We start from the raw sequence: 26,516 nt of genomic DNA, 5'->3' as shown, positions 1-26,516 counted from the left end.
TAGAGGGGAGGACGAAGAACAATGTTACAGACTAGCTACGAAGCAAAGACTAAGGACCTGTGGGTCTTTATTGAGACCAAGAACGGCAAGGCAAGAAACGTTGGCCTGGAGCTGCTGAACCCCGGCCGTCGTCTGGCTGCTATCCAGGGCGGTAAGACCGTTGCTCTGGTTGTTGGCTACAACTGCGATGAGGCTGTTAAGGAAGCTATCGCTTACGGCGCTGACAAGGTTCTGGTCGTGGACAACGAAGTTTATGATCACTACAGCACCGACGCTTACACCGCTGCTATCGTGCACTGCGTCGAGAACGACTGCCCCACCACCATTCTGATGGGCGCTTCTCCTCTGGGCCGTGACCTCGGTCCCCGTGTTGCTGGCCGTCTGAAGACCGGTCTAACCGCAGACTGCACCTCTCTGGACATCGACGAAGCTTCCGGTAAGGTTGCTTGGACCCGTCCCGCTTTCGGTGGTAACCTGATGGCTACCATTCTGTGCCCCTTCACCTTCCCCCAGATCGGCACCTGCCGTCCTGGCGTGAACAAGAAGCTGGAGCCCGACTACAACCGTACCGCTGAGGTGGAGAAGGTTGATTTCGTGTTCCCCGCAGAGCAGATCCGCATCAAGCTGATCGAGACCATCGCTGAGGAAGGCGAGAAGGTCGACCTGGAAGGCGCTGAGATCATCGTCTCCGGCGGCCGTGGTCTGGGCGGCCCCGAGGGCTTCGAGACCACCATCAAGCCTCTGGCTGACGCTCTGGGCGGCGTAGTGGGTTCCTCCCGTGCAGCTGTTGACGCTGGCTGGATTCCCCACTCCCACCAGGTTGGCCAGACCGGTAAGACCGTTGGCCCCAAGCTGTATGTCGCTTGCGGCATCTCCGGTGCTATCCAGCACCTGGCTGGCATGGGCTCCTCCGACTTCATCGTCGCTATCAACAAGGATCCCGAGGCTCCCATCTTCGGCGTCGCTGACCTGGGCGTTATCGGCAACCTGTATGATGTCTGCCCCGTGCTGACCAAGCTGATCCTGGCTGACAAGGACTAATTAAGTTAATAAAAAAATTTAATATATCCCCAGTACGCTGTGCGTGATCGCACAGCGTACCATGGGGAAGGAAAGGAACAACTATGGATTTCAAGCTGAACGAAATGGAACAGGAAATCGTTGATATGCTTCACGATTTCTGCATCAAGGAAGTTAAGCCCCTGGCTCACGACCTGGATGAGAAGGAAGAGTTTACTCAGAACGCTAGAGAGAAGCTGGCTGAGATGGGTATGCTGGGCACCTATATTCCTGAGGAATATGGCGGCGCTGGCCTGTCCTATCTGACCTACATTGCCTGCTGCGAAGAGCTGGCTAAGTACTGCGCTTCCACTTCCATTATGTTCTCCGTTCACGGTTCTCTGTGCTCCTGGCCCATCCTGGAGTTCGGTACCGAGGAGCAGAAGCAGAAGTATCTGGTTCCCCTGGCACAGGGCGAGAAGCTGGGTGCTATGGGCCTGACCGAGCCCAGCGCTGGTACCGACGCTAACGGCGTTAAGACCACTGCTGTCCTGAAGGGTGACAAGTACATCCTGAACGGCACCAAGATCTTCATCACCAACGGCTACTATGCTGACACCTATGTTATCTTCGCTCGTACCAACCCCGACCTGAGCGTTGGTCACAAGGGCCTGTCCGCCTTCATCGTGGAGAAGGGCTTCAAGGGCTTCAGCTTCGGCACCAAGGAGAAGAAGATGGGCATCCGTGCTTCCGCTACCTATGAGCTGGTCTTTGATGACTGCGAAGTCCCCGCAGAGAACCTGCTGGGTAAGGAAGGCGAAGGCTTCAAGATCGCTATGATGCTGCTGGACGGCGGCCGTATCGGCGTTGCTGCTCAGGCTCTGGGTATTGCTCAGGGTGCTATCGACGAGTGCATCCCCTACGTCAAGAACCGTAAGCAGTTCGGCAAGCCTCTGTCCGCATTCCAGAACACCCAGTTCGAGCTGGCTGATATGCAGACCAAGGTCGACGCAGCTCGTCTGCTGATCTATCGTTCCGCAATGGCTAAGCAGAACCACGAGCCCTACAGCCACCTGGCTGCTATGGGTAAGATGTTCGCAGCTGAGGTTGCTTCCGACGTTACCCGTCGTGTTGTTCAGCTGGTTGGCGGCTGCGGCTACACCCGTGAGTATCCCTTCGAGAGAATGATGCGTGACGCTAAGATCACCGAGATCTACGAGGGTACCACCGAAGTTCAGAAGATGGTTGTTTCCAGCTGGATGCTGAAGTAATTCATCTTGGACATCGTCTAAAGACAAATGGAAAGAAGGCTCAGCGGTATTTCCGCTGGGCCTTTTTTTTCGAGTAAGGTGAGAACTATGCATATTGATACAACCTTATATAAGGGCAGGCCAGCCGACGCAACAGGTCGTTCGGCTGTGGAGATTGCCTGTTATGATCTGTTGGATCAGTTAGGGATCGATTATGGACGCATCGACCATGACCATGCAGATACCATAGAGGACTGTTTGGAGATCGAGGGGTACTTACAAGCACCGATCCATAAAAACCTTGTCTTGTGCAATCGTCAGAAGACGAAGTTTTACCTTTTGATTATGGAAGGAGAGAAGCCTTTTCGTACAAAGGATCTGTCCAAACAGATTGAATCTTCCCGTCTTTCTTTTGCCCCTCCTGAGGATATGGAGTGCTACTTAGGGGTTGAGCCTGGTTCTGCTACCATTCTCTCTCTGATGAATGACCGGGAACACCAGGTGACGCTCCTGCTGGATGCCCCTGTTCTTCAGTGCGAACGTTTTGGGTGTCATCCCTGTAAGAATACCAGTACCCTTTCCATTGCAACGACAGATCTGCTGTCCATCTTTCTGCCCCACCTCAATCGTGAGCCGATCGTTGTGGATCTGCCTGACATCCGGGAAGGCTAAGAAAAACCCATACTTTGGTATGGGTTTTTCTTAGCAAAAATTCTATGGAAGAGAATTTCTGCTTGTGGTACAATATCGGATATAAAGAAGCGGATTTTCACGAATTCTGTGTAACGGAGAAGAACAGCTGTCATGATACGTATTCGGAACTTAATTTTGCCGCCTGGCGGTGATGTTTCTGACCTGAAAAAGAAAGCGGCAAAAGCCTTGAACATTTCTCCGGGGAAGATCCATCGATGCATTCCCGTTCGTCAGTCCATTGACGCAAGAAAGAAGTCGGATGTACATTATGTCTTTACAGTGGATGTGTCGGTTCCCCATGAGGAGTCCCTTGTAGGACGCTTAAAACGAAAAGATATCACCATGCGCCCTGAGCATACACCCTATGTCTTTCCGGCTCCTGAAAGTTTTTTTTCTGATCCTCCCGTGGTGGTTGGCAGTGGTCCTGCGGGGCTTTTTGCTGCGCTTTGTCTGGCGAAAGCTGGGCTGTGCCCGGTGGTTTTGGAGCGAGGTCAACCTGTAGAACAACGAGTCAAGGATGTGGAGGCCTTTTGGAGCGGCGGTGACTTGGACCCTGAGTCCAATGTACAGTTTGGGGAAGGGGGCGCCGGAACTTTTTCGGATGGAAAGCTCACCACAGGGACCCATGATCCCAGACTATCCCATGTTATGGACACATTTGTTCAAATGGGTGCCCCCTCGGATATTTTGTGGCAGCACAAGCCACACGTGGGAACAGATCTTTTGCGTGAAGTGGTGGTCAATCTTCGCAAGGAAATCCTTCGTTTGGGAGGAGAGGTTCGATTTGGGCACCGTTTAGATGAGGTGTTGGTGGAGAAAGATTCTGTTTCTGCCCTGCGTGTTTCGGACGGGAAGGGAAGTTATATCATGCCGTGCCAGGCAGTGGTTTTGGCGCTGGGGCATTCTGCCAGAGATACGTTTCGTATGCTCCGGCGAGTGGGGCTCCAGATGGAGCAAAAACCCTTTGCGGTGGGGGTCCGGATCGAGCATCTGCAGGAAAGGATCAGCATGTCTCAGTTTGGACCGGCCTGGGAACAACTGCCGCCGGCGGATTATAAGTTGGTGGCCCATTTGCCCAATGGAAGAGCGGTCTATACCTTTTGTGTCTGTCCAGGTGGCCAGATTGTGGCAGCGGCCTCTCAGCCGGGAGGGTTGGTGACCAATGGCATGAGCAACCGGGCAAGAGATGGAGCATATATCAATGGTGGTTTTTTGGTAAGCGTGGGGCCTGGCGACTTTGGAAGTGAAGATCCTCTGGCTGGGGTTGTCTTCCAGGAGTTTTGGGAACAACGTGCCTATCAGTATGGTCGCCCGGGGTATGAGGCACCTGCTCAGCGTGTGGGTGATTTTCTGCGTGGGGTGCCCAGTCCTGCCGGATTGAGCAATCGAAGCACCTATCGGCCGGATGTATGCTTTGGGGACCTGCGGGATACCCTGCCGGGCTTTGTCTCTGACAGCCTGATACAGGCCCTTCCTGCCTTTGACCGAAAGATTCGTGGTTTTGCCGCCCCGGATGCACTTATGGTGGGGATCGAGACGCGTTCCTCTTCCCCTGTTCGTTTGCTGCGGGATCAAGCTTTCCAGTCTAACATTCGTGGAGTTTATCCCTGTGGAGAAGGGGCTGGATATGCTGGCGGCATCGTCTCTGCGGCGGTGGATGGCATCCGCGTGGCGGAAGCCGTGGCTGTGGGTCCGGAAAAGTAATGGAAGGACATGGAGTTTATGGTTGCAATGTTTGAGGCAATCAGTGTATAATACTGTATTACGACCAAGAAAAGTATGGCGAGGAGTGAATACCATGGCGGAAGAAACCATGAGCACCAATTTTATTCATGCGATCATTGAGGAAGAACTGCAGCCTGGGGGACGCTGCGAAGGGAAAAGGGTCCATACCCGGTTTCCGCCCGAACCCAATGGCTATCTTCATATTGGACACTGCAAAGCGCTGACGATTGATTTTGGTACGGCAGAAAAGTATGGCGGTCTGTGTAATCTTCGTATGGATGATACCAATCCGGCTAAGGAGGATACAGAATACGTCGATGCCATTCAGGAAGATATCCACTGGCTTGGCTTTGACTGGGACGATCGATTCTATTATGGGTCTGACTATTTTGAAAAGACCTATGAGCTGGCTGTTTCTTTGATCAAGAAGGGACTGGCCTATGTCTGTGAGTTGACACCGGACCAGTTCCGGGAGTTCCGGGGTGATACCACCACCCCTGCCAAGAGCCCCTGGAGAGATCGTCCTGTAGAGGAGAATCTGGATCTCTTTGAACGCATGAAGAACGGAGAGTTCCCGGAAGGCCGGTACACCCTTCGTGCAAAGATCGATTTGGCTTCTGGCAACTTCAATATGCGAGACCCTGTCCTGTATCGGATCCGTTATATTGAGCACCACCGTCAGGGGACTAAGTGGTGTATTTTCCCCATGTATGACTTTGCGCACCCCATTCAGGATGCCCTGGAGGGGATCACCCACTCCCTGTGCTCCCTGGAGTATGAAAACCACCGGCCCTTGTACGACTGGGTGGTGGACAACTGTGACCTGCCCAGCAAGCCCCGGCAGATCGAGTTTGCCCGGCTGGGGATCAACTATACCGTGATGTCCAAACGGAAGCTCCGCCTGCTGGTGGAGGAAGGCCGTGTCTCCGGCTGGGATGACCCCAGAATGCCTACTCTGTGCGGTCTGCGCCGCCGGGGCTACACCCCCGAAGCCATTCGGGACTTCTGCGAGCGCATTGGCGTGTCCAAGGTGGATTCCACCGTGGACTGGGCCTTCCTGGAGTCCTGTCTGCGGGATGACCTGAACGAGACGGCCCAGCGTGTTATGGGTGTGCTCCGTCCTGTCCGCCTTACCATCACGAATTATCCGGAGGATCAGCAGGAAGAGATCGAGGTGGAGAACAATCCTCTGGACCCGGAAGCCGGGACTCGGAAGATCACTTTCTCCCGCCATCTCTACGTGGAAGCAGACGATTTTATGGAGGAGCCTGTTCCCAAGTATAAACGCCTGACACCCGGCGGGCAGGAATGCCGTCTGAAGGGTGCCTATCTCATTCGCTGCACTGGCTGTGTGAAGGATGAGAGCGGACAGGTGGTGGAAGTGCTGTGCGAGTATGACCCCGAGTCCAAGGGCGGAAACCCCGCCGACGGCCGGAAGGTGAAGGGGGCCACCATCCACTGGGTGGACGCAGCTACCGCTGTGGACGCTGAGATCCGCCTGTACGATTATCTCTTCTCCGACGCTGCCCCCGACGGCCCGGACAAGGATTTTCTGGATTGCCTGAATCCGGACAGCTTACAGGTTTTGACAGGCTGCAAAGTCGAGAAGAGCCTGGCTGAGATCCCCATGCCGGAGCAGGGAAAAACTGCACAGGCTTATCAGTTTATGCGGCAGGGCTACTTCTGCCTGGACCATCGGGACGCTTCGCCTGGACACCTGGTTTTTAACCGCAGTGTTTCTTTGAAAGACGGCTTTAAGAAAAAGTAAGAGAAAGGAATTGGCGGTGAGAAAAAAACCGCCTTTTCCTTGCGAAAGCCCGAGAACTCTGCTATAATAGTTAGGATAGCGTATGTGTATTCCAAGGGGATATGCACAGTCCTAAGAGTAGGAGTGTTTTCACCATATGAAAAAAAACGAAACAAAGTTCGAAAAAAATAAACGGCTGGAAGTTCGTCTGAGAGAGCAGGAAGAAGATCGTATTTTTAATAAGATGCTTCTGTGGGTCGCAGGGGCTGCGATCGTTGAAGTCATCATGCTGTTGATCAACCGGTTCTATCTCCACGCTCGTGCCAACGAGATGGTAAACGGCGTCTACTTTGCCATCCATCAGGCCCTCGGCTTTTTCCTGGCGGGTGGGGTCATCCTGTTTGCCGTCTTCTTAGGCTGGGGGATCCAGATCCGCAAAAAGGCGGAGGGACGGAAAGGTGGTACGCTGCAGTTTATTGTAGCGGCGGCATTCCTCTGCGTCGGGGTCGGAGGTTTCCTGATGAGAAGCCTGGGTGCACCCGTTGCACCGATGATTCTGTCTGCCGTTCCTGGGCTGGCTGTGCTGGTGATCGTCTTTTTCCTGTATCAAAAAGAGTTCTTTGCATGTGTGCTGGTCGGTGGTATGGGGATCCTGGGTCTTTGGGTATTCCGTGTTGCAGCCGGTACTGCGATGTATTATGGATACCTGGCGCTCACCCTGGTGGTAGCAGCAGCGGGGGTGGTCTTTGCACTGCTTCTGAGAAAAAAAGACGGGGTGCTGTCGGTCAAGGGCCGGGACGTTGCGATTCTCCAGGAGGGAGCAGCGTACTTGGCTTACTACTTGACAGCGGTGGTGGTAGCGGTTCTGCTGCTGGCGCCCCTGGCTTTGGGCGCAGCGGTTGCCTATTATGGGATTTGGATCACAGCAGCTTGGTTGTTTATCCTTGCTGTCTATTTCACCTCGAAACTGATGTAATAAAAAATCCCCGTCAGAGTTCTGACGGGGATTTTTTTACAGTGTCAGGTGCTTCTGCCAGCTCCCATCCCACAAGAAGACAACCATCTTCCACCCGGATCTCTACAGGTTCACCAAGGAAATGGTTGCTTACGCCGAGAGGAAAGGTAGAGGAGAGGGTCCCTTGCTGCAGTGGGTATTGTGCCCCCTGGATGGAGACCCCATGGGCATCAGGCCCCAGACAGAAGAGAGAAAAGATCCCTTGTCTTCGGGGCGGGAGGCGAAGGCTTCCGTTGCGCAGGGCAGTAAAGACGAAGCCCTCGTCATACAGAAAGCCCTGGGCATTTTGGTGGGCCAGAAAGCCTAAGGCCTGAAGGTTGGCGATGGTGTGATCCATGCGTCCTCCTGTTCCTCCGTAAATATGAAAAGTACGGAATCCCATGGAGAGCCCTGTCTTTAAGGCGAGCATGGTGTCCGTATCGTCCTTTTCCACTGGAAACTGCTGGATGCTTTCCTGAGAGGGGAGGGCGGGGATGGAATCAAAGTCACCCAAAAGAAGATGAGGCCGGAGCCCTGCGGCCAGACAATGTTCATAGCCGCCATCTGCGGCAATGATATAATCTTGGGGTGAAGGCGCTTTTGGAAGGCCGAAGAATGGCCCGGCGCCAAATACAAAACAGGAACGGTCAGACATATAGGACTCTCCTTCCAGAAACGGGTATGGCAAACCGTAAATGGTACTCTGGTGAAATGGTACCATGTTTTTGGCGTTTTGGCTACAGGAGAGGTGCGAGTTTCAGAGAAAAAGCAAAGGAGACGGTGGTTAGATATGATACAAGGTGCGATTTTTGACGCAGACGGGACGTTATTGGATTCCATGGGTATGTGGGATACCGTAGGGCAACGCTATCTGGCGGGCCTGGGAATCGAAGCGGAACCAGGGCTGCGGAAGATCCTATTTCCCATGAGTCTGGCAGAATGTGCGGTGTATTTGAAAGGCCGGTATGAACTGCCCCATTCTTATCAGCAGATCGAAGCGGGAATCAATCAGGGGTCCTGTCTTTTTTGCACCAGTTGAAAGACAAGGGCGTCAAGCTCACTTTGGCAACAGCTACGGACCGGGCGGTGATCCTGGAGGGATTGCGCCGGACGGAGCTCCTCCCGCTCTTTGATGGGGTGTATACCTGCGGGGAGCTGAAGGTGGACAAACGCCACCCGGATATTTTTGACTATGCCAGGGATCAGATGGGGACCCGGACAAGGGAGACCTGGGTCTTTGAGGATGCAGTCCATGCAGCGGAAACAGCATACCGGGCGGGATATTGGGTGGCAGGTGTGGCAGATGCCTACAGCGACCAGCAGGCCCTGCGAAAGGTGAGCCACCTCTATCTGCCTGACTTAACGGATTTTCCGGGATTCTATGAAAAAGCCGCAGAGAAGAAGCAAGGATAGAAGAAAAGGACCTGCCTTTGGGGGCAGGTCCTTTGAAACGTATGAAGATTATTCTTTCAGGAAATCCTTATAGAGCATACTGGGCTGGACACCTGTATTGTTTTGATATTTCCCGGAGTCGTACTTGGTGTAGTCACCTTGAATGGTATGGTAGTAGATCTGGCAGATCTCGACATTGGGATAAATAACGATAGGATGGATGCAGAACATCTCCAGCGTCCAGTAACCGGAAAAGCCCACGTCACCGAATCCGGCGGTAACGTGAATGAAGAGCCCCAATCGCCCCACAGAGGAACGGCCCTCCAGCATGGGAACGAACTGATCGGTTTTGGTATATTCTAATGTACGCCCCAGGTAGAGCTTGTTTGCTTCCAGCAAAAGTCCGGATTCCGGAATGATCAGATGTTTGACCGGATTGTTGGCTTTCATGTCCAGTGTATCGCAGTCATAGACCAGCAGTTCATTGGACAAGCGAAGGTTGTAGCTGTTGGGATTGAGCTGGGATTCCCGATAGGGTTCGATGATGATGTTTTTTCCGAGATTTTTTTTGATTTCCTCTCCGGACAAGAGCATAGGAACGCCTCCTTGCGCACAGTTCAAGCAATCGGTCAGTAAGGATTAGAGTTAACGGGCAGCGTCTGAAGGGGCTGCGTTGCGAAGAATTTCGGCATACTGGGTGCAGATCCCTTTGATGCAGGTTTGAAGCGCTTTTCGGAGGTGACCATAATAGCTGCGGCTGAGCAGATCGATCAGCGGGTCAGGTCCTTTGCGCAGATCGTATCCGGTCAGCAGTTCTCGAATAAAGTCTTTTGCCAAGTCGGTGGCCATGGTACAGTCGGCGTCTACAATCGTGCCGGAAGGCATTTCTGCGGTGACGACCAGGACCAGATGGTTGTAGAGTTTTTGTGCGGTGGTGTTTTCCGGGAGCTTGGCATAACCGGACAGGAACACTTTCTGCATAATGGACCTCCAGCAAGAGATAAGGATTGCAATTTACTCTACCACAGGGGAGAATGCTTGTCAATCATTCCTTATTTTTTATTCTCGTGAAAAGCTAACAAATTGTGTAGGATGATTTATACAAAAACCACAAAAAAATCTTAGGTTTTTTCAGAAAATTAAAAAGTATTTTTATTTAAAATGTTGACATTTCATTTTAGGGGGGGCATAATGATAGTGAATTTAGCCAAGCATTGCAAAGCAATAGAAGGGTGTGATATACGTATGCAGTCAAGTAATCTTGTAAAGGAGATCCGGAAGTTGCTTCCGGGTGGGGATTGCACTGGCCGCGGCGGTTGTGGATTTGCCACTTGTGACAAATGTGCGCAAGCCATTGCGGAGGGCAGTCCTGCCAACCTGTGTCCTGCCTGTAAGGAAGAAGATATTGCCGCTATCGTAGCTTTAACGGGTGGAGAACTTCTTCCTGCCAAGCATGAGACCGCGTTCATCAAATGTTCCGGCTGTGCAGCGGGAAAGCCCCGACTGAAATTCTATGCCAGCTGTGAAGAGGCAGTCAAAGGCGGATTTGCCGCTGATGAATGTCAGTACGGCTGCGTAGGTGCTGGATCCTGCGTGGCGGCCTGTACGTTCCAGGCCATGACCATTGTGGACGGAAACGTTCAGATCGACAAGGAAAAGTGCAACGGCTGCGGCGCCTGCGCCAATGCCTGCGTGCAGAACCTTATCCACATGGTTCCTGACGACGCTTCCAACTTCGTTCCCTGCTCCAACAAGGACGAGGAGGAAAGAGCACTGCGCCTGTGCGGCTACAGCTGCATCGGCTGCGGCGACTGTGAAGAGGCATGTCCCGAGGAAGCCATCTCCATCGTGGACAACTGTGCCCAGATCGACTATGAAAAGTGCGTGGGCTGCGCTGCCTGTACCGTGGCCTGCCGCAAGAAGATCATTGTGGATACCTACCATGATCTGACCAAGCTCAAGCCCACCACGGCATTCATTCGCTGCCGCGGCGGCTGGCATAACCATGATGTCTATTCCAAGGCCGGCGCCACTTCCTGCCGCGAGGCTGTGAAGATGGACCTGCCTTATCACTGCAACTATGGCTGCGCCGGTTTCGGTGACTGCGCCAAGGCCTGCCGCTTTGACGCCATCGACATCTTCCAGGGGACCGCAAAGGTCAATCCCGACAAGTGCGTGGGTTGTACTGCCTGCGTTCACGTATGTCCCCAGGAGCTGCCCATTATCGTGCCTTACAAGGGCGCTAAGCTGGTGCCCTGTGCCTCCAAGGACGATCCTGAAGTCCGTAAGCAGCTCTGCTGGGTCAGCTGCATTGGCTGCGGCGACTGCGCTGCCAACTGTCCTGATGAACTCATTCATCTGGAAAACGGCCGTGCAGTGATCGAGCCGGAGCGCTGCGAGGACTGCAACATCTGCTCCTACGTATGTCCCAACGGCGTTATCGCCAGCCGGACCATGCCGGAGTACACGTATGTTCAGGTGCGCGCTATGGCAGCACAGAAGGGAGGCATGTCGAAATGAGACCTTTTAAGAGTATGGACGCCAACGCGGCAGCCGCTCATGTGGCATACGCCTTTACAGAAGTAGCTGCCATCTATCCCATCACCCCGTCTTCCCCTATGGCGGAGCATGTGGACGAATGGGCTAACCAGAACCGTAAGAACCTGTTTGGTCATGAAGTGAACATCGTCGAGATGGAATCCGAGGCAGGCGCTGCAGGCACTGTCCACGGCTCCCTGTCTACCGGCGCTCTGACCACTACCTTTACCGCATCTCAGGGCCTGCTCCTGATGATCCCCAACCTGTACAAGGTCGCCGGCGAGGGCCTGCCCGGTGTCTTCCATGTGGCAGCACGTACCCTCACCAGCCATGCCCTGTCCATCTTCGGCGACCACTCCGACGTGATGGCCTGCCGTGCGACCGGCGTGGCCATGCTGGCCTCCGGTACCCCCCAGGAGGTCATGGACCTGTCTCCTGTCTCCCACCTGTCCGCTATCCAGGCAAGCATGCCCTTCATGAACTTCTTCGATGGCTTCCGCACCAGCCACGAGATCCAGAAGCTGCGCACCTGGGAGTATGAAGACCTGAGAGACATGCTGGATTGGGACGCCGTTGCCAAGTTCCGCGCAGAGGCCAACACCCCGCACCACCCCTATCACCGCGGCAGCAACGAGCCCCCTGAAACCTTCTTCCAGCACAGAGAGGCTTCCAACACCGCATATAACAACATCGTCGACGTTGTCGTGGAGAACATGAACAAGGTCAACGCCAAGATCGGTACCAACTACAAGCCCTTCAATTACTACGGCGCACCCGACGCCACCGACGTGATCGTGGCCATGGGTTCTGTCTGCGGCACCCTGGAAGAAGTGGTGGACGTGATGACCGCCCAGGGCAAGAAGGTGGGTATCATTGAGGTGCACCTGTATCGTCCCTTCTCCGCCAAGCACTTCCTGTCTGAGCTGCCCGATACCGTGCAGCGGATCGCTGTGCTGGACCGCACCAAGGAGCCCGGCGCATTCGGCGAGCCTCTGTACCTGGACGTGACCGCTGTCCTCAACGACGCCGGCCGCACCAACATCAAGGTCATCGGAGGCCGTTACGGCCTGTCCTCCAAGGACACCACTCCCGACGACATGTACTCCGTCTTCATGCACCTGGCCAAGGGTGGTCACAACCACTTTACCGTCAGCATCGTGGACGACGTGACCCACCTGTCCATCGAGAAGTGCCATATGGACATGCCCCACGATCCCACCCAGGCTTCCGTTAAGTTCTGGGGCATCGGCTCCGACGGTCTGGTCGGTGCATCCAAAAACACCAGTAAGATCATCGGCGACCACACCGACAAATATGTCCAGGCGTACTTCCAGTATGACTCCAAAAAGTCCGGCGGTCTGACCATCAGCCACCTGCGCTTTGGTGACAAGCCCATCCGTTCTTCCTACTACGTGGGCGCAGCAGACTGCGTGGTCTGCGGCAACCCCGCATATATCGGCAAGTATGACATGGTCCGGGATATCAAGCCCGGCGGCATCTTCATGCTCAACTGCGATTGGGAAGGGGAAGAGCTGGAAGCCCGCCTGCCTGCCAACATCAAGCGTGAGATCGCGAGAAAGAACATCAAGTTCTATACCTGCGACGCTGTGAACATCGCCCGTAAGATCGGTCTGAAGGGCAGAATCAATACCATTATCCAGTCTGCTTACTTCAAGCTGGCTGACCTGATCCCCGCAGAGGATGCCATTGAGTATATGAAGCAGGGTATCATCAACGACTATGGCGCCAAGGGCCAGAACATCGTGGACATGAACGTGGCCGCCGTTATGGCCGGCCAGACTGCTGCCAAGGAAGTCACCGTGCCTGCAAGCTGGGCTGACGCCAAGGATGAGGCCAAGGCCGAGCTGAAGCTCAACGCTGTGAACAAGCAGCAGGAGGACTATGTCCGCAACATCCTCATTCCCACCAACAACCTGGAAGGCGACGCCCTGCCTGTGTCTGCCTTCATGGATTATACCACCGGCAAGGTGCCCTCTGGTACTTCCGCCTTCGAGAAGCGCGGCATCGCCGTGGATATCCCTGTGTGGCATGCAGAGAACTGCACCCAGTGCAACTGGTGCTCTGCGGTCTGTCCCCACGCAGTCATCCGTCCTGCGATCCTGAACCCCGAAGACGCCGAGAAGATCGGTGTGGCCACCGCAGACTGCAAGACTGCCCCGGGCAAGAAGTTTGTCATCACCGTTTCTGCCTATGACTGCACCGGCTGCGGTTCCTGCGTGGAAATGTGCCCCGCTCACAACAAGGCTCTGTCCATGGAACTTGCCAGCGGCCGTATGGAAAAGGAACAGGAAGCTTTCGAGTTTGCCAAGAAGGCAGGGGTCCAGAAGGGCAGCAACAAGAGCGTCAAGACCTCTCAGTTCCTGCGTCCTTATCTGGAGTACTCCGGCGCTTGCCCGGGCTGCGGCGAGACGCCTTACGCAAAGATGGTCAGCCAGCTCTTCGGCGATCACGCTGTCATCGCCAACGCCACCGGCTGCTCCTCCATCTGGGGCGCCAGCGTACCCAGCATGCCTTATGTGGTGGACGAGAAGGGCCGCGGTCCCGCCTGGGCCAACTCCCTCTTCGAAGATAACGCAGAGTTCGGTTATGGTATGGCCGTCAGCCTGCGGACCCGCCGCAATGAGATGAAGGCTGTCGTGGAGCGTCTGGCTGCTGATCGTGCCTTTGCCGGCACGGCAGGGGCCTGGCTGAAGAAGATGAACACCAGCGAGGCTGCCGGCCTGGGCGAAGCTCTGGTAGAGCTGTGCAAGGTCTATCCTGAGAACAAGGACGCAGCCTATGTGATCGAGAATGCTGATATGCTGCCCCGTCCTTCTATGTGGCTCTTCGGCGGCGACGGCTGGGCTTACGACATCGGCTACGGTGGCCTGGACCACATCATCGCTTCCCGCGAGAACTTCAACATCCTGGTCTTCGACACCGAGGTCTACTCCAACACCGGCGGCCAGTCCTCCAAGGCAACGCCCACCGGCGCTGTGGCACAGTTCGCAGCAGGCGGTAAGCCCACCGGCAAGAAGGATCTGGCACAGATCGCTATGACCTATGGTCATGTCTATGTGGCTCAGGTGGCCATGGGCGCTAACCCCGCTCAGACCCTGAAGGCACTGGTTGAAGCGGAAAGCTACGACGGACCTTCCCTGATCATCGCTTACGCTCCCTGTATTAACCATGGTATTAAGGCTGGTATGAACCGCTCCATGGTCGAGATGAAGAAAGCTGTTCGCTCTGGTTATTGGAACCTGCTGCGGTTCGATCCCCGTCTGGCAGCAGAGGGCAAGAACCCCCTGCAGATCGACAGCGCTAAGCCCAACGAAGACTATAAGGGCTTCCTGAAGGGCGAAGTTCGTTATGCATCTCTGGCTCTGAAGAATCCTGAACGGGCAGAAGCACTCTTTGAGGAATCCCAGGAGGCTGCTCTGGGCAGATACACCGGCCTGATCAACAGACGTGATAGTCTGGAACCTAAGGAGGGACAGGCGAAATGATCAACAATGTAAGAGAAAGAAACCCCATGCCCCAGCAGGACATTTCCGTCCGCTGCAGCAACTTTGATGAAGTTGCGCTGGGCTATACCCCGGCAGACGCCATCCGTGAGGCAATGCGCTGCCTGAAGTGCCGCAAAAAGCCCTGCACTGCGGGATGTCCCATTGGACAGCGGATCCCTGAATTTATTGAGCGTGTGTCCGAAGGCGACTTTGAAGGCGCTTATGAGATCATCAACAGCAAGAGCTGCCTGCCTGCTGTCTGTGGCCGTGTCTGCCCCCAGGAAAACCAGTGCGAGAAGAACTGCGCACAGGCTGTCCGCGGCGAGGCTGTTGGCATCGGCCGTCTGGAGCGGTTCGTTGCCGACTGGCATGCTGCTCACAGCGAAGTGACCGCTGCTCCCGTAGAGAAGAAGGGGAAGAAGGTTGCCGTTATCGGTTCCGGCCCTGCCGGTATCGCCTGCGCTGGCGACCTGGCTGCGCTGGGCTATGACGTTACCATCTTTGAGAAGCTGAGCTACGCAGGTGGTATCCTGACCTACGGCATTCCTCAGTTCGTTCTGCCCAACACGGTTGTGGAGCGGGAAGTGGCTGAGCTGAAGGCACGTGGCGTGGAGATCGTGACCAGCAGCCCCATCGACAAGAGCAAGACGGTGGATGACCTGTTTTCCGCTGGCTATGACGCAGTGTTCGTAGGCAACGGCGCAGCCGTTCCCCAGACTCCCAGAGGACTGGACACCAGCCTGGAAGGCGTTTGGGCTGCCAACGATTATCTGACCGAGATCAACCTGAACAGCGAGACTATGCCTGCCTCCATCAAGAACGCCAAGAGCGTTGTGGTGGTAGGCGGCGGTAACGTGGCAGTGGACGCCGTTCGCTGCGCACGCCGTCTGGGTGCAGAGACCACCATAGTTTACCGTCGTACCCTGGAGGAAGCACCTGCTCGCCGGGAAGAGATCCATCACACCCAGGAAGAGAACATTGCCATCATGGAGCTGACCAACCCTGTGGAGTGCTATGGCAAGGATGGCGTTCTGGTGGGCGTGAAGTGCGAAAAGATGGCGCTGGGTGAACCCGATGAATCCGGCCGCCGCCGTCCTGTTGGCACCGGTGAGTTCTTTGATCTGGATTGTGACAATCTGGTCATTGCAACCGGTACCACTTACAGTGAAGATGTGGTTGGTTCCACCACCGGCATCGACAAGGATAAGTGGGGCGGTATCGCTACTGACGACGGCTGCAAGACCAGCCGTCCCGGCGTGTTTGCCGGCGGCGATGCTGTGACTGGTCCTGCTACCGTGGTTCTGGCCATGGGAGCCGGCAAGCGTGCAGCCGTCAGCATTGACGAGTATCTCTCTGGGAAGTAAGCGATTATCACATTCCTTCCTTAACCAGGCAGGGGTGAGGCGCAATCTGCGCTTCACCCCTGCCTCTATGTATTGACGGGGGCGGGGTGTGGGTCAGGCAGAGCGCTTGAGAAGAAAGAGGAAGTATGATATAATCCATGCTATCAAGTATGAGGAGGGAGAAGGGGTATGGAAAGATTTGTAACGCAGATCCCATGGATCGTGGTATGGGCCGTCGTTTTGGTTCTTCAAGAGCGATTTTTGAGGAAAAAGAACTGGTTCGGTTCACTTTTCCTGCTGTGGCTCACCTTGTTGCTCAGTGTCTTCTGGGATCGGCTGGTCTATATTTTTGCGCCGGAGACCGGTACACGATATTTGTACGGCGGTCACTTCTGGATCCTCTTTTTGATCGCAGCGGTGATCCATGTGATGTCGAAGAGACGGGAGCGCAAAGAAAGGGAGAAGAGTCAGGCATCCGTACAGGAAAAGAGACCTGCCTCCGAGATGCAGGAACGATTCCTCCCGGAGACGAAGGAGAACGAAAAGGACGAGGAACCATAACCGTGCAGATGAAACTGCTTGCTTTTCCTGAAGAGGGGGCAAGCGGTTTTTCTTGTTCTATGAAGGGAGATCCGGACTGTGCACGAATGGGGGAGGGGCTGTCTGATGGCACAGTCCATGGTGCCATTCTATTGACAGAACGTCTGAGCGATGATATAGTGAACTATGTTCAGTTTGGAGGAAAAGGGATGAACAAAGCAGTCACATCCAAAGAGGAGATCCTTTCCGTCAGTAAAAACATGGTAGCGCAGCAAGGGCTGCACGCCATTAACATGCGCAGCGTCGCCAAACAGTGCGGCGTGGCAGTTGGCTCTGTTTACAATTATTTCCCCTCGAAGAATGACCTGGTCATTGCGACGATCGATGCCATATGGAGGGAGATCATACAGGGGATTGAAGACCGTACCCCTTCTATTGGTTTTTTGGAAGAAGTGGAAAAGCTATTTTACGGAATAAAAAGCGGCGGGGAAAAATATCCTTTCTTTTTTGGCATCCATTCAATGGGAGTTGGGCAAAGCGGAAGGGATAAGGGGCGTGAAATCATGTTTCAGTGTTTCGACTCCATCCAAACTGACCTGTTGTCCTCCCTTCAGGCCGATGAGCGGGTGAACCATGCGTTCTTCTCTGGAGCCTGCACCCAGAAAGCATTTGTCGAGTTTGTGTTTTCCAACCTGATTTCTCTTTTGAGCCGGGAAGAGGCTACCTGCGATCTTTTGAGCGCAATCATCCGGGAGGTACTTTATAGGCCGTAACAGCCTGCTTTCAGCAGGCTGCTTCTAACCATAAAAATGAACGGTGTTCAGAATGTGAGGTGATAAGACGATGAAAGTACAAAAACAATATCTTCTGCTGCTTGCCTGCCTGGTCTGGACCATTGCAGGGGCCAACATTGTCCGCATTGGAGTGGAAGCATATGATGGATATGTTACAGTCCTCAACCTGATCCTATCGGTTCTTGTCTTTGCGGTATTCCAACGTTTTGTCTTTGGGCGACTGGTGAAAAAGCATACCGGACGGATCCTTGCGTATGAAGAACGGCAATGGTTCATTCAGTTCTTTGATCTCAAATCCTTCCTGATCATGGCGGTGATGATGACAGGGGGGATCTGGCTCCGGGTATCAGGGTTAGCGCCGGATCGATTTATCGCCGTATTCTATTCCGGGTTAGGTGCCTCTCTGCTTTTGGCAGGGATCCTCTTCGGGCTTCGCTTTATCCAGCAGATCAGGCGGAACGCCAACGCAGTGTAAAGTTGTGATTGGATTTTTAGATAGGGGTGTCAAATCATGAAAAAATATATCAACATCGCATTTCTTTATGGGATCGCCGCCATTGCCTGCGGCGTATTCTACCGTGAATTTACAAAGTTTAATGGGTTTACGGGAAAAACGACTCTGGCGTTCACCCACCTGCACCTTTTTGTGCTGGGGACCTTTCTCTTTTTGATCCTTGCAATGTTCAGCCAGCTGACGGATGTGGAAACGCAAAAGAACTTTGCATGGTTTTTACGGCTGTATAATATTGGGCTTCCATTCATGGTCCTTATGCTTTTTGTAAGGGGGATCCCTCAGGTGCTTGGGATCGAGCTCTCCAGAGGAGCCACCTCTGCCATATCGGGTATTGCGGGCATTGCCCATATCATTATGACCATTGCTATCGTACTGCTGTTTATGGCGCTTAGAAAAAGCAGGAGCCTGTCCAAACAAGCATAACCATGGAAAAAAGTCTGCCTGAAAAACCAGTGGTTTACAGGCAGACTTTTCTATTGAAAGAAAGCCCCCAGAGGGATTGACCTCTGGGGGCTTTGGCGGAGACGGTGGGATTCGAACCCACGGACGGGGTAAACCGCCAAACGATTTCGAGTCGTTCTCGTTATGACCACTTCGATACGTCTCCTTGTCTCGCAGCATAGCGTTCCCGATTATTATACAATAAGGAGAATGGACCGTCAACAACAATTTCCGATTCCCTGGGAAGGAGGCGACGGATGGAAAAGGACGGGGCAGAACTGTAAGGAAAATTTAAGATTTTAAGGCGTAATTGTAGGACTTTTGAAACGACAATTTAAGAAATCTATGATAATATGACTATACTATATTGAAACGATTTCATAGGAAAGCGTGAGGACCATGGAACACAAAATTCTTGTTGTGGATGATGAGCGGGAAATTGCCGATCTGATAGAAGTCTACTTGAAGAACGAAGGATATCCCGTGTTAAAAGCATATAGTGGAGCGGAGGCCCTGGAGATCCTGTCCAAAGAGCGACTGAGCCTGGCGATCCTGGATGTTATGCTGCCGGACATCAACGGCTTTACCTTGTGCCAAAAAATACGGGAGCAGTATTTCTTTCCGATTCTGATGGTAAGTGCGAAGGTAGAGGATATGGACAAGATCATGGGCCTGACTTTGGGGGCGGACGATTATATTACCAAGCCCTTCAGTCCCCTGGAACTGGTTGCACGGGTCAAGACCCAGCTTCGGCGGTACACACGATACAACGCACCTGACACCAAGGTGAGAAATGAGCACGACTTCCGCGGCCTTTTTATTTGTCAGGACAGCCATCAGTGCACACTGAATGGGGAAGAGTTGACCCTGACACCGATAGAGTTCAATATTCTATGGTATTTATGTGAACACCGGGGAAAAGTGGTTTCTTCTGAGGAACTGTTTGAGGCGGTGTGGAAAGAAAAATACATGGACAGCAACAATACCGTGATGGCGCACATTGCCCGCCTGCGGGAAAAGATGAGAGAACCCAGCCGGAAACCAAAATTCATCAAGACTGTTTGGGGAGTGGGATATACCATTGAATAAGGGGAAGAAATATCATCCGCCTGTCCGGCGGAGGCATAGTCAGATCTCCCGTCAGATTCTGGCGCAGTATATTTTAAGTGTGTTGGGAATGATCGCGGGGTTTGCCCTCCTGTTTTTTGTGGGGTGGCTGGTGTGCCGGCTGTTCATCTGGCAGGCCTATGATCCCCTGTATCGTTTTCTGAAGGCCATGCAGGATACCGTGATGTTTTGGGGAGGCGGCTTGATCCTGGTGGGGGTATTTGTTCAGACCTACTGGTATATCTCCAAGCCTCTGGACTATTTGGACGAGGTGATTGCGGCGGCCGAGCAGCTGGCCAACCCGGATGAGAACCCGATTCGTTTGTCGGCGGCCATGGAGAGCGTTCAGGATGAATTGAACGTGGTGCGGGAAGGGGCGCTCCGGAACGCCATGTACGCACGGGAGGCGGAGCAGCGGAAAAACGATATGATCGTTTACCTGGCCCACGATCTAAAAACCCCCTTGACCAGCGTCATTGGGTACCTTACCCTTCTGCGGGATGAGCCCAATATATCGCCGGAAGTTCGGGCCCAGTACACAGGCATTGCACTGGATAAAGCGGAACGTCTGGAGGCTTTGATCAATGAGTTTTTTGAGATCACACGGTTTAACCTGACGCAGCTTTCGTTGGATATGGAAGAGGTGAATTTGACCCGGATGCTGGAGCAGGTCACCTTTGAGTTTCAGCCTGTTCTCAGCGAGCGCAATCTGACCTGGGATCTGCGCCTCCAGCCGGGGGTCATGCTCTCCTGTGATCCGGATAAATTGGAACGTGTCTTTGACAACCTGATCCGCAACGCAGTGAACTACAGTTATTTGGGTACGACCGTCCGTCTTACCTTGGAGGAGAAGGAAGGCCAGGTGATGGTCACAGTGGCCAACCGGGGACATACGATCCCCAAGGAAAAGCTGGACCGGATCTTTGAGCAGTTTTTCCGGCTGGATTCCTCACGGTCCAGTCGTTCCGGCGGAGCGGGCCTGGGCCTTGCCATTGCCAAGGAGATCGTGGAGCTGCACGGAGGGAGCATTTCTGCTGTGAGCCAGAATGAGGAGATCCTGTTTACGGTCACACTCCCTGTGACAAAAGAAAAGTAAACCTTTCAATCGTTATCTACCCCCTGTTTTCTCTGTTCTTCTGACAGAGAAAACAGGGGGTAGAATTTTCTTGACAAATACCCTTGGGGGGTATATTATATAAATACCCTACCGGGGTATTTGGAGGTGAACTTCATGGAGCATCAGGCATGTTGCTGTCATAAAACCAAAGAGCGGTCCATGGAAGAACGGAAGCGCCTGCTCAACCGTCTCAGCAGAATCGAGGGACAAATCCGGGGGATTCGCGGCATGGTGGAGAAGGATGCCTATTGTACGGATATCCTGATCCAGTCTGCCGCAGTCACCGCAGCAATGAACGCATTCAACCGCCATTTGCTGGCCGACCATATCCGTACCTGTGTGGCAACAGATATCCGGGAAGGCAAGGACGAAGTGATCGATGAACTGGTGGCAACGTTGCAAAAACTAATGAAGTAAGGGGGGCTCTCATGGAACAATATACGGTAACTGGAATGAGCTGCGCAGCATGCAGCGCACGGGTCGAAAAAGCGGTCTCGCAGCTTCCGGGTGTGACGGCCTGCTCTGTCAATCTCCTGACCCATTCTATGGGGGTAGAGGGCAGCGCTTCTCAGGAAGAGATCATCCGGGCTGTGGAGCAGGCCGGATACGGCGCAGCGACCCGGGAGCGGGGCGGAACAGCTTCTGGAACGACTGCCCCCAGAGGAACACCGGGAGAGGAGGAAGAGATTTTCCTGCGGCATCGCCTGGTGAGTTCTCTGGTGTTTCTGGCAGCCCTGATGTATGTTTCCATGGGGCATATGATGCTTGGCTGGCCCCTTCCTGGGTTCCTTCACGGAAACCCCATGGCGGTGGGGCTGGTTCAGCTGCTGCTCACTGTGGTGATCATGGTGATCAACCAGCGGCTTTTTATCAGCGGCGGAAAAAGCCTGTGGCACAGGGCACCCAATATGGATGCACTGGTGGCCCTGGGCGCCGGTGCGGCGTTTGTTTACAGTGTGTACGTGCTCTTTGCTATGGCAGGGGCCATGAAACTGGGAGACTGGGCGGCGGCAGAGGCATATGGGATGGACCTGTATTTTGAGTCGGCAGCCATGATCCTTACTCTGATCACCGTGGGGAAGATGCTGGAAGCCCAGGCCAAAGGGAAGACCACGGATGCATTGAAAAGCCTGATGGATCTGGCCCCGAAAACCGCTGTGGTTGAGCGCCAGGGGAAAACCCTGTCAATCCCTGTGGAACAAGTGGTCAAAGGGGACTGCTTCCTGGTTCGCCCGGGAGAGACCATCCCGGTGGATGGGGTGGTTCTGGAGGGGATCAGCGCAGTCAATGAATCGGCCCTCACAGGGGAGAGCATCCCAGCGGACAAGGAAGCCGGGGACCCGGTATCCGCAGCGACCCTGAACCAGTCCGGCTTCCTTCGTTGTCAGGCAACGCGGGTGGGAGAGGACACGACCTTGGCCCAGATCATTCAGATGGTCAGCGATGCGGCTGCCACCAAAGCGCCCATTGCCAAAGTGGCGGACCGGGTGTCCGGGGTCTTTGTACCGGTGGTGATCGCCATTGCGGTGGTGACTACGTTGGTCTGGACCCTTTTGGGATACGGGATTGGTTTTGCGCTTGCCCGGGGGATTTCTGTGCTGGTCATTTCCTGCCCTTGTGCTCTGGGGCTGGCTACCCCGGTTGCTATTATGGTGGGGAGCGGCGTAGGCGCCAAGCATGGGATCCTCTTCAAGCACGCAGAAGCGCTGGAGGAGACAGGAAAGGTGCAAGTGGTTGCCCTGGATAAGACGGGGACCATCACCACCGGTGAGCCCACCGTTACGGAGATCCTTCCCGCGCCCGGCGTAACACCGGAAGAACTGCTCACGCTGGCTTGTTCACTGGAAGAAAAAAGTGAGCATCCTCTGGCCAAAGCGATCCTGGAGAAGGGCCGGAAGGAAAACCGGGTGTGGGATGAGGTCACCGAATTTCAGGCGTTGCCCGGGAACGGGTTAACAGGACATTGGAAGGGAGAAAATGCGGCAGGGGGCAACGAAGCCTTCCTTGGTACCCGGGTCACGATCCCGGAAGAGAGCAGGAAAGCGGCGCAAACCCTCGCCGAGTCAGGAAAGACCCCCCTTTTCTTTGCGCTGGGTGACCGTTTCCTTGGGATCATCGCAGTGGCAGATACACTGAAAGAGGATAGCCCCATGGCCATTGAGACCCTGCGCAGCATGGGCATTCGCGTGGTGATGGTAACGGGTGACAATGAGAGAACGGCCAAAGCCATCGGCGATCAGGCCGGGGTGAACGAAGTGATTGCCGGTGTCCTGCCGGATGGCAAGGAGGCGGCGGTGCGTTCGCTGAAAGCCCAGGGGAAGGTCGCTATGGTAGGGGACGGGATCAACGACGCCCCTGCGCTGACCCGGGCAGATATTGGACTGGCCATTGGGGCCGGAACCGATGTGGCGATGGATGCAGCAGATGTGGTTTTGATGAAAAGTCGACTGGGAGATGTTCCTGGAGCCATTCGTTTGAGCCGCTCCGTCTTGCGGAATATTCACCAAAACCTGTTCTGGGCGTTTCTGTATAACACGATTGGAATTCCTCTGGCGGCCGGCGTGCTCATCCCCCTGGGCGTGACGCTGAACCCCATGTTTGCCGCAGCAGCCATGAGTTTATCCAGTTTTTGCGTCGTGACCAATGCTCTGCGCCTGAACCTGTTCCGTTGGAACAGCCCGGCGCAGGAAGAAAAACAACCGTTGGAAAAGAATCATAACAAGGAGGATATGACAATGGAAAAGACCATGAAGATCGAAGGTATGATGTGTGCGCACTGTGAAGCTCGAGTGAAGAAGGCGCTGGAAGCGCTGGAAGAAGTTTCGGCAGCGGATGTGAGCCACGAGGCGGGGACTGCCGTGGTCCATCTGAACAAAGATGTTCCTGCGCAGGTTTTGAAGGAGACGGTAGAAGCCCAGGACTATCCGGTTCTTTCCGTCGAATAAAAGTCAAGGAAAGAAAGCCCCCCTCAAAGAACCCGTGTTGGGTCCTTTGAGGGGGGCTTGTTGCTGAAAGGGGGCTTACTCTGCGTCAGGATTGGAGAACTCTTTCCAGCCGGCGTGCTTTTTGATGGCGGAAAAGGAGGTGTCGCTGATGACATGCTCCATTTTGCAGGCGTCTTCTGCTGCGGTTTTTTCATCGACGCCAAGGTGGACCAGAAACTTGGTGAGGAGGGTATGCTTCTCGTAGATGTTCTCTGCGACTTTTTGACCTGCATCGGTTAGGTGGAGATGACCGTCTTTTTCCATGGTGACATACCCACCGGTCTTCAGCAGACCAATGGCCCGACTGACGCTGGGTTTGGAGTATCCCATGTATTCGCTGACATCGATGGAGCGCACAGCCTTTCCCTGCTTGGACAGGATATAGATGGTCTCCAGATACATTTCCCCGGATTCTTGTAAATGCATAAATGTCTCGTCCCATTTCATTTTAAACTATTAAGGATACCATAACATACTTAGAGGGTATTTTCAAGAGGGAGGGCAGGGGAGAAAGGGTGCTCAGATCCTTTTTGGAAGAGAGAAATGTGCGCGCCCGGCCCGGCTTAAAGCGGAAGGTATTGCATGGAAAAGAAAGAAGAAAATGCACGGCCAGAAAGAGAATTGACCTTGGAAACGTTACATGGTAAACTAAGCATAGTTTGAACGATGCGCAGTCCGCATGAGGAGGCAACAGTATGAAAACAGATAGGCACGTGTTAGAAGTCGTGGCAGCGAAGGGGCGGCTTCTGGGTTTGGATATGGTATATCAGTGTGCGTCCGGGCATCTGGGCGGTTCTTTCTCTGCTATGGATATCCTGACTGTTTTGTATTATGATGTGATGAATGTGGATCCGGCCAATCCGGAGGATCCTGATCGCGACCGTTTTGTTATGTCCAAGGGACACTGTACCCCTGCCCTGTATCCTGTTTTGGCGCAGCGGGGGTTTTTCCCGGAAGAGGATCTGAAGCTCTTCCGCAGCGTGGAAGGGCATCTTTCCGGTCATGCGGAGATGCACCATGTCAAGGGCGTAGATATGTCCACAGGGTCCCTGGGACAGGGGATCTCGGCTGCCGTTGGTATGGCGCTGGCGGGCAAGATGGATCAGAAGACTTATCGGGTCTATGCGCTGTTGGGCGACGGAGAGATCGAAGAAGGCCAGGTGTGGGAAGCCTTTATGAGCGCAGCCAAGTATAAGCTGGATAACCTCTGCGCTGTTATCGATGTCAACGGACTGCAGATCGATGGCAAGACAGAGGATGTCATGCCCACTGAGCCTCTGGATCAGAAGATGGAATCCTTTGGCTGGCATGTGCTGAAGGTAGACGGCCATGACATGGAGGCTGTGGAAGCTGCCTTTGAGCAAGCGCGTGCATATCAGGGTATGCCTACGGTCATTCTGGCAAAAACGGTCAAAGGCAAAGGGGTCTCCTTCATGGAAAACCAGGCTGGATGGCATGGAAAGGCCCCCAATGAGGAGCAGTATCAGCAGGCACGGCAGGAATTGGTGACAGCGTTGGCAGAGAGAGAGGGAAAGTAAGATGGCAGAAATAATAGCAACCCGCGCAGCATACGGCAAGGCACTGGTGGAACTGGCAGAATCCGAGCCTGATCTGGTTGTCTTGGATGCAGACCTGTCAGGGTCTACCATGACCAAGGACTTTGGACAGGCCCATCCGGACCGTTTCTTTGACATGGGCATCGCAGAAGCAAACATGGTGGGTGTTGCTGCGGGCCTGGCTACCTGCGGAAAGAAACCGTTCGTCAATTCCTTTGCCATGTTTGCCGCCGGCCGGGCATGGGAACAGGTGCGCAACAGTGTAGCCTATCCTGCTTTGAATGTAAAAGTTGTGGGATCCCACGGAGGTCTCTCGGTAGGGGAGGACGGCGCCACCCATCAGTGTATCGAAGACCTGGCCATCATGCGGACGATCCCCGGCATGACGGTGCTTTGTCCCTGTGACGGAAACGAGATGCGAGAGGCAGTCAAGGCACTGGTGGCCTACGACGGCCCTGCTTATATGCGTTTGGGACGCTTAGCTGTCGAGACGGTCACCGATACCGTGGAAGGCTATCGTTTTGAGATCGGCAAGGGCGCTCTGCTCCGGGACGGCAGCGATGTCACTGTGGTGGCTGTTGGTATGATGGTCCAGATGGCACTGAAGGCTGCCCAGCAGCTGGAGGAAGAGGGGATCTCCGTTCGTGTCATCGACATGCACACCATCAAGCCTCTGGATGAACAGGTTCTTTTGGACGCAGCCCGGGATACCGGCTGTATTGTCACTACGGAGGAAGCGAATGTCATTGGCGGTCTTGGCAGTGCGGTCTCAGAGTACTTGGCTTCTGCATGCCCCGTTCCTGTTATCCGTCATGGTGTGGAAGACGTGTTTGGACGTTCTGGCGCAGCACAAAAAGTGCTGGAGGCCTATGAGCTGACCCCGGAGGGAATTTCCGAAAAAGTGCGGCAGGCACTTTCGATAAAGAAAGCATTGACTTTATAAGGGTTTTTGGGAAACCAGATAAACTTTCTCACTTTGACAGGAAAAAGCGAAAGGAATCTCGAGAAAGGCTTGCTTTTTTATTCAAATGAGATTAAAATGAATTTTGCAAAGTGAATACCGTCAGATGAATTCCATTGTCCCATACTTTTTATTATCGAAAGAGGCGGCAAGGGAAAGATGGCAATCTGGAGAAACCTGCATCCCGCAGGGGCCGAAGGGGCAAGACACATCGAGACTCTCAGGCAAAAGGACAGATCGGTAGGACGAATTTACAGCGCAAAATCAGTCCCATAATTTGTACTTTTGAACGGAGTGTCGCGTATCTTGCGGCAC

The 26,516-nt window shown here is 54.0% G+C and carries 25 protein-coding genes, 1 tRNA gene and 1 riboswitch; of the genes, 21 read left to right on the top strand and 5 right to left on the bottom strand.

Annotated elements, in window-relative coordinates; genetic code table 11:
- The first annotated feature begins 21 nt into the window (after positions 1–21).
- The 6 genes from SOR61_RS02535 to SOR61_RS02510 all read left to right on the top strand — a co-directional run bounded on the left by SOR61_RS02535 (position 22) and on the right by SOR61_RS02510 (position 7,390).
- A complete protein-coding gene (locus SOR61_RS02535; RefSeq protein ID WP_320611122.1) occupies positions 22–1,041 on the top strand; it encodes an electron transfer flavoprotein subunit alpha/FixB family protein in 1,020 nt (339 codons plus the stop codon).
- 83 nt (positions 1,042–1,124) lie between these two features.
- Positions 1,125–2,270 carry an acyl-CoA dehydrogenase gene (locus SOR61_RS02530; protein ID WP_320611121.1) on the top strand — a complete coding sequence of 382 codons (1,146 nt, stop codon included), beginning with the start codon at positions 1,125–1,127 and terminating at the stop codon, positions 2,268–2,270.
- Between the two features lie 87 nt (positions 2,271–2,357).
- On the top strand, positions 2,358–2,921 hold the full coding sequence (locus SOR61_RS02525) for a prolyl-tRNA synthetase associated domain-containing protein (protein ID WP_320611120.1): 564 nt from the start codon (positions 2,358–2,360) through the stop codon (positions 2,919–2,921).
- A 132-nt stretch (positions 2,922–3,053) separates the two neighbouring features.
- Positions 3,054–4,646: an FAD-dependent protein gene (locus SOR61_RS02520; RefSeq protein WP_320611119.1), complete on the top strand. Its 1,593-nt coding sequence runs from the start codon at positions 3,054–3,056 to the stop codon at positions 4,644–4,646.
- A 94-nt stretch (positions 4,647–4,740) separates the two neighbouring features.
- Positions 4,741–6,435 (top strand): glutamine--tRNA ligase/YqeY domain fusion protein, encoded by a 1,695-nt coding sequence (locus tag SOR61_RS02515; protein ID WP_320611118.1) that lies wholly within the window; start codon positions 4,741–4,743, stop codon positions 6,433–6,435.
- A gap of 136 nt (positions 6,436–6,571) precedes the next feature.
- Positions 6,572–7,390, top strand: coding sequence for a hypothetical protein (locus SOR61_RS02510; protein WP_320611117.1), 819 nt, complete (start codon positions 6,572–6,574; stop codon positions 7,388–7,390).
- Positions 7,391–7,403: 13 nt separating this feature from the next.
- Here the strand turns inward: SOR61_RS02510 and SOR61_RS02505 are convergent, their stop codons facing one another.
- Complete coding sequence (locus SOR61_RS02505; protein WP_320611116.1) at positions 7,404–8,063, bottom strand: thiamine diphosphokinase; 660 nt, start codon at positions 8,061–8,063, stop codon at positions 7,404–7,406.
- A 135-nt stretch (positions 8,064–8,198) separates the two neighbouring features.
- Here SOR61_RS02505 and SOR61_RS02500 point away from each other — a divergent pair, with 135 nt between their 5' ends.
- Positions 8,199–8,447 carry a hypothetical protein gene (locus tag SOR61_RS02500; RefSeq protein ID WP_320611115.1) on the top strand — a complete coding sequence of 83 codons (249 nt, stop codon included), beginning with the start codon at positions 8,199–8,201 and terminating at the stop codon, positions 8,445–8,447.
- Entirely contained in the window at positions 8,435–8,821 is a 387-nt protein-coding gene (locus SOR61_RS02495; protein ID WP_320611114.1) for an HAD hydrolase-like protein, read from the top strand. Before SOR61_RS02500 ends, SOR61_RS02495 begins: the two co-directional genes overlap by 13 nt.
- A gap of 48 nt (positions 8,822–8,869) precedes the next feature.
- On the opposite strand, the gene dcd is transcribed toward SOR61_RS02495, so the two are convergent.
- Positions 8,870–9,394 carry a dCTP deaminase gene (gene dcd, locus SOR61_RS02490; protein ID WP_320611113.1) on the bottom strand — a complete coding sequence of 175 codons (525 nt, stop codon included), beginning with the start codon at positions 9,392–9,394 and terminating at the stop codon, positions 8,870–8,872.
- A gap of 51 nt (positions 9,395–9,445) precedes the next feature.
- Positions 9,446–9,781: a DUF3870 domain-containing protein gene (locus SOR61_RS02485; RefSeq protein WP_320611112.1), complete on the bottom strand. Its 336-nt coding sequence runs from the start codon at positions 9,779–9,781 to the stop codon at positions 9,446–9,448.
- Positions 9,782–10,081: 300 nt separating this feature from the next.
- Here SOR61_RS02485 and SOR61_RS02480 point away from each other — a divergent pair, with 300 nt between their 5' ends.
- The 7 genes from SOR61_RS02480 to SOR61_RS02450 all read left to right on the top strand — a co-directional run bounded on the left by SOR61_RS02480 (position 10,082) and on the right by SOR61_RS02450 (position 18,458).
- Positions 10,082–11,320 (top strand): 4Fe-4S binding protein, encoded by a 1,239-nt coding sequence (locus tag SOR61_RS02480; protein WP_320611111.1) that lies wholly within the window; start codon positions 10,082–10,084, stop codon positions 11,318–11,320.
- Positions 11,317–14,844 (top strand): pyruvate:ferredoxin (flavodoxin) oxidoreductase, encoded by a 3,528-nt coding sequence (nifJ, locus tag SOR61_RS02475; RefSeq protein ID WP_320611110.1) that lies wholly within the window; start codon positions 11,317–11,319, stop codon positions 14,842–14,844. The genes SOR61_RS02480 and nifJ overlap by 4 nt, the downstream gene beginning before the upstream one ends.
- The gene (locus tag SOR61_RS02470) at positions 14,841–16,208 is read left to right on the top strand and encodes an FAD-dependent oxidoreductase (RefSeq protein WP_320611109.1); all 1,368 of its coding nucleotides are present in this window, start codon (positions 14,841–14,843) and stop codon (positions 16,206–16,208) included. The genes nifJ and SOR61_RS02470 overlap by 4 nt, the downstream gene beginning before the upstream one ends.
- 168 nt (positions 16,209–16,376) lie before the next feature.
- Positions 16,377–16,748, top strand: a complete 372-nt coding sequence (locus tag SOR61_RS02465) for a hypothetical protein (protein ID WP_320611108.1) — start codon at positions 16,377–16,379, stop codon at positions 16,746–16,748.
- 8 nt (positions 16,749–16,756) lie between these two features.
- Entirely contained in the window at positions 16,757–17,500 is a 744-nt protein-coding gene (locus SOR61_RS02460; RefSeq protein ID WP_320611126.1) for a TetR/AcrR family transcriptional regulator, read from the top strand.
- A gap of 70 nt (positions 17,501–17,570) precedes the next feature.
- The gene (locus tag SOR61_RS02455) at positions 17,571–17,996 is read left to right on the top strand and encodes a hypothetical protein (RefSeq protein WP_320611107.1); all 426 of its coding nucleotides are present in this window, start codon (positions 17,571–17,573) and stop codon (positions 17,994–17,996) included.
- A 36-nt stretch (positions 17,997–18,032) separates the two neighbouring features.
- The gene (locus SOR61_RS02450; protein ID WP_320611106.1) at positions 18,033–18,458 is read left to right on the top strand and encodes a DUF2871 domain-containing protein; all 426 of its coding nucleotides are present in this window, start codon (positions 18,033–18,035) and stop codon (positions 18,456–18,458) included.
- A 93-nt stretch (positions 18,459–18,551) separates the two neighbouring features.
- On the opposite strand, the gene SOR61_RS02445 is transcribed toward SOR61_RS02450, so the two are convergent.
- Positions 18,552–18,642: transfer RNA gene (locus SOR61_RS02445), tRNA-Ser, on the bottom strand.
- Between the two features lie 233 nt (positions 18,643–18,875).
- Between SOR61_RS02445 and vanR the strand changes: the two genes are divergently transcribed.
- From vanR to SOR61_RS02425, 4 genes are all read left to right on the top strand, one after another.
- Positions 18,876–19,565 carry a VanR-ABDEGLN family response regulator transcription factor gene (gene vanR / locus SOR61_RS02440; protein WP_320611105.1) on the top strand — a complete coding sequence of 230 codons (690 nt, stop codon included), beginning with the start codon at positions 18,876–18,878 and terminating at the stop codon, positions 19,563–19,565.
- Positions 19,566–19,653: 88 nt separating this feature from the next.
- A complete protein-coding gene (vanS, locus tag SOR61_RS02435) occupies positions 19,654–20,679 on the top strand; it encodes a vancomycin resistance histidine kinase VanS (RefSeq protein WP_320611104.1) in 1,026 nt (341 codons plus the stop codon).
- A 135-nt stretch (positions 20,680–20,814) separates the two neighbouring features.
- Positions 20,815–21,117, top strand: coding sequence for a metal-sensing transcriptional repressor (locus SOR61_RS02430; protein WP_320611103.1), 303 nt, complete (start codon positions 20,815–20,817; stop codon positions 21,115–21,117).
- An 11-nt stretch (positions 21,118–21,128) separates the two neighbouring features.
- The gene (locus tag SOR61_RS02425) at positions 21,129–23,645 is read left to right on the top strand and encodes a heavy metal translocating P-type ATPase (RefSeq protein WP_320611102.1); all 2,517 of its coding nucleotides are present in this window, start codon (positions 21,129–21,131) and stop codon (positions 23,643–23,645) included.
- Positions 23,646–23,720: 75 nt separating this feature from the next.
- On the opposite strand, the gene SOR61_RS02420 is transcribed toward SOR61_RS02425, so the two are convergent.
- Positions 23,721–24,110 (bottom strand): metal-dependent transcriptional regulator, encoded by a 390-nt coding sequence (locus SOR61_RS02420; protein WP_320611101.1) that lies wholly within the window; start codon positions 24,108–24,110, stop codon positions 23,721–23,723.
- Between the two features lie 269 nt (positions 24,111–24,379).
- On the opposite strand from SOR61_RS02420, the gene SOR61_RS02415 reads away from it, so the two are divergent.
- Together SOR61_RS02415 and SOR61_RS02410 are read left to right on the top strand one after the other, a co-directional pair.
- Positions 24,380–25,222, top strand: a complete 843-nt coding sequence (locus tag SOR61_RS02415) for a transketolase (RefSeq protein ID WP_320611100.1) — start codon at positions 24,380–24,382, stop codon at positions 25,220–25,222.
- A gap of 1 nt (position 25,223) precedes the next feature.
- Positions 25,224–26,183, top strand: coding sequence for a transketolase family protein (locus SOR61_RS02410; RefSeq protein ID WP_320611099.1), 960 nt, complete (start codon positions 25,224–25,226; stop codon positions 26,181–26,183).
- A 175-nt stretch (positions 26,184–26,358) separates the two neighbouring features.
- A riboswitch (glycine riboswitch) is annotated at positions 26,359–26,447 on the top strand.
- Positions 26,448–26,516: the final 69 nt, after the last annotated feature.

It is taken from the genome of Evtepia sp. (assembly GCF_034090835.1).
Lineage (GTDB): Bacteria > Bacillota > Clostridia > Oscillospirales > Oscillospiraceae > Evtepia.
The sequence above is the reverse complement of the archived record's forward strand: the minus strand, read 5'-3'. Positions and strand labels throughout refer to the sequence as shown.

Excerpts from the sequence above, each read along its gene's own strand:
- SOR61_RS02535 (WP_320611122.1), top strand. The coding sequence starts at position 22 with ATGTTACAGACTAGCTACGAAGCAAAGACTAAGGACCTGTGGGTCTTT.
- SOR61_RS02530 (WP_320611121.1), top strand. The coding sequence starts at position 1,125 with ATGGATTTCAAGCTGAACGAAATGGAACAGGAAATCGTTGATATGCTT.
- SOR61_RS02525 (WP_320611120.1), top strand. The coding sequence starts at position 2,358 with ATGCATATTGATACAACCTTATATAAGGGCAGGCCAGCCGACGCAACA.
- SOR61_RS02520 (WP_320611119.1), top strand. The coding sequence starts at position 3,054 with ATGATACGTATTCGGAACTTAATTTTGCCGCCTGGCGGTGATGTTTCT.
- SOR61_RS02515 (WP_320611118.1), top strand. The coding sequence starts at position 4,741 with ATGGCGGAAGAAACCATGAGCACCAATTTTATTCATGCGATCATTGAG.
- SOR61_RS02510 (WP_320611117.1), top strand. The coding sequence starts at position 6,572 with ATGAAAAAAAACGAAACAAAGTTCGAAAAAAATAAACGGCTGGAAGTT.
- SOR61_RS02505 (WP_320611116.1), bottom strand. The coding sequence starts at position 8,063 with ATGTCTGACCGTTCCTGTTTTGTATTTGGCGCCGGGCCATTCTTCGGC.
- SOR61_RS02500 (WP_320611115.1), top strand. The coding sequence starts at position 8,199 with ATGATACAAGGTGCGATTTTTGACGCAGACGGGACGTTATTGGATTCC.
- dcd (WP_320611113.1), bottom strand. The coding sequence starts at position 9,394 with ATGCTCTTGTCCGGAGAGGAAATCAAAAAAAATCTCGGAAAAAACATC.
- SOR61_RS02485 (WP_320611112.1), bottom strand. The coding sequence starts at position 9,781 with ATGCAGAAAGTGTTCCTGTCCGGTTATGCCAAGCTCCCGGAAAACACC.
- nifJ (WP_320611110.1), top strand. The coding sequence starts at position 11,317 with ATGAGACCTTTTAAGAGTATGGACGCCAACGCGGCAGCCGCTCATGTG.
- SOR61_RS02470 (WP_320611109.1), top strand. The coding sequence starts at position 14,841 with ATGATCAACAATGTAAGAGAAAGAAACCCCATGCCCCAGCAGGACATT.
- SOR61_RS02465 (WP_320611108.1), top strand. The coding sequence starts at position 16,377 with ATGGAAAGATTTGTAACGCAGATCCCATGGATCGTGGTATGGGCCGTC.
- SOR61_RS02460 (WP_320611126.1), top strand. The coding sequence starts at position 16,757 with ATGAAACTGCTTGCTTTTCCTGAAGAGGGGGCAAGCGGTTTTTCTTGT.
- SOR61_RS02455 (WP_320611107.1), top strand. The coding sequence starts at position 17,571 with ATGAAAGTACAAAAACAATATCTTCTGCTGCTTGCCTGCCTGGTCTGG.
- SOR61_RS02450 (WP_320611106.1), top strand. The coding sequence starts at position 18,033 with ATGAAAAAATATATCAACATCGCATTTCTTTATGGGATCGCCGCCATT.
- vanR (WP_320611105.1), top strand. The coding sequence starts at position 18,876 with ATGGAACACAAAATTCTTGTTGTGGATGATGAGCGGGAAATTGCCGAT.
- vanS (WP_320611104.1), top strand. The coding sequence starts at position 19,654 with ATGATCGCGGGGTTTGCCCTCCTGTTTTTTGTGGGGTGGCTGGTGTGC.
- SOR61_RS02430 (WP_320611103.1), top strand. The coding sequence starts at position 20,815 with ATGGAGCATCAGGCATGTTGCTGTCATAAAACCAAAGAGCGGTCCATG.
- SOR61_RS02425 (WP_320611102.1), top strand. The coding sequence starts at position 21,129 with ATGGAACAATATACGGTAACTGGAATGAGCTGCGCAGCATGCAGCGCA.
- SOR61_RS02420 (WP_320611101.1), bottom strand. The coding sequence starts at position 24,110 with ATGCATTTACAAGAATCCGGGGAAATGTATCTGGAGACCATCTATATC.
- SOR61_RS02415 (WP_320611100.1), top strand. The coding sequence starts at position 24,380 with ATGAAAACAGATAGGCACGTGTTAGAAGTCGTGGCAGCGAAGGGGCGG.
- SOR61_RS02410 (WP_320611099.1), top strand. The coding sequence starts at position 25,224 with ATGGCAGAAATAATAGCAACCCGCGCAGCATACGGCAAGGCACTGGTG.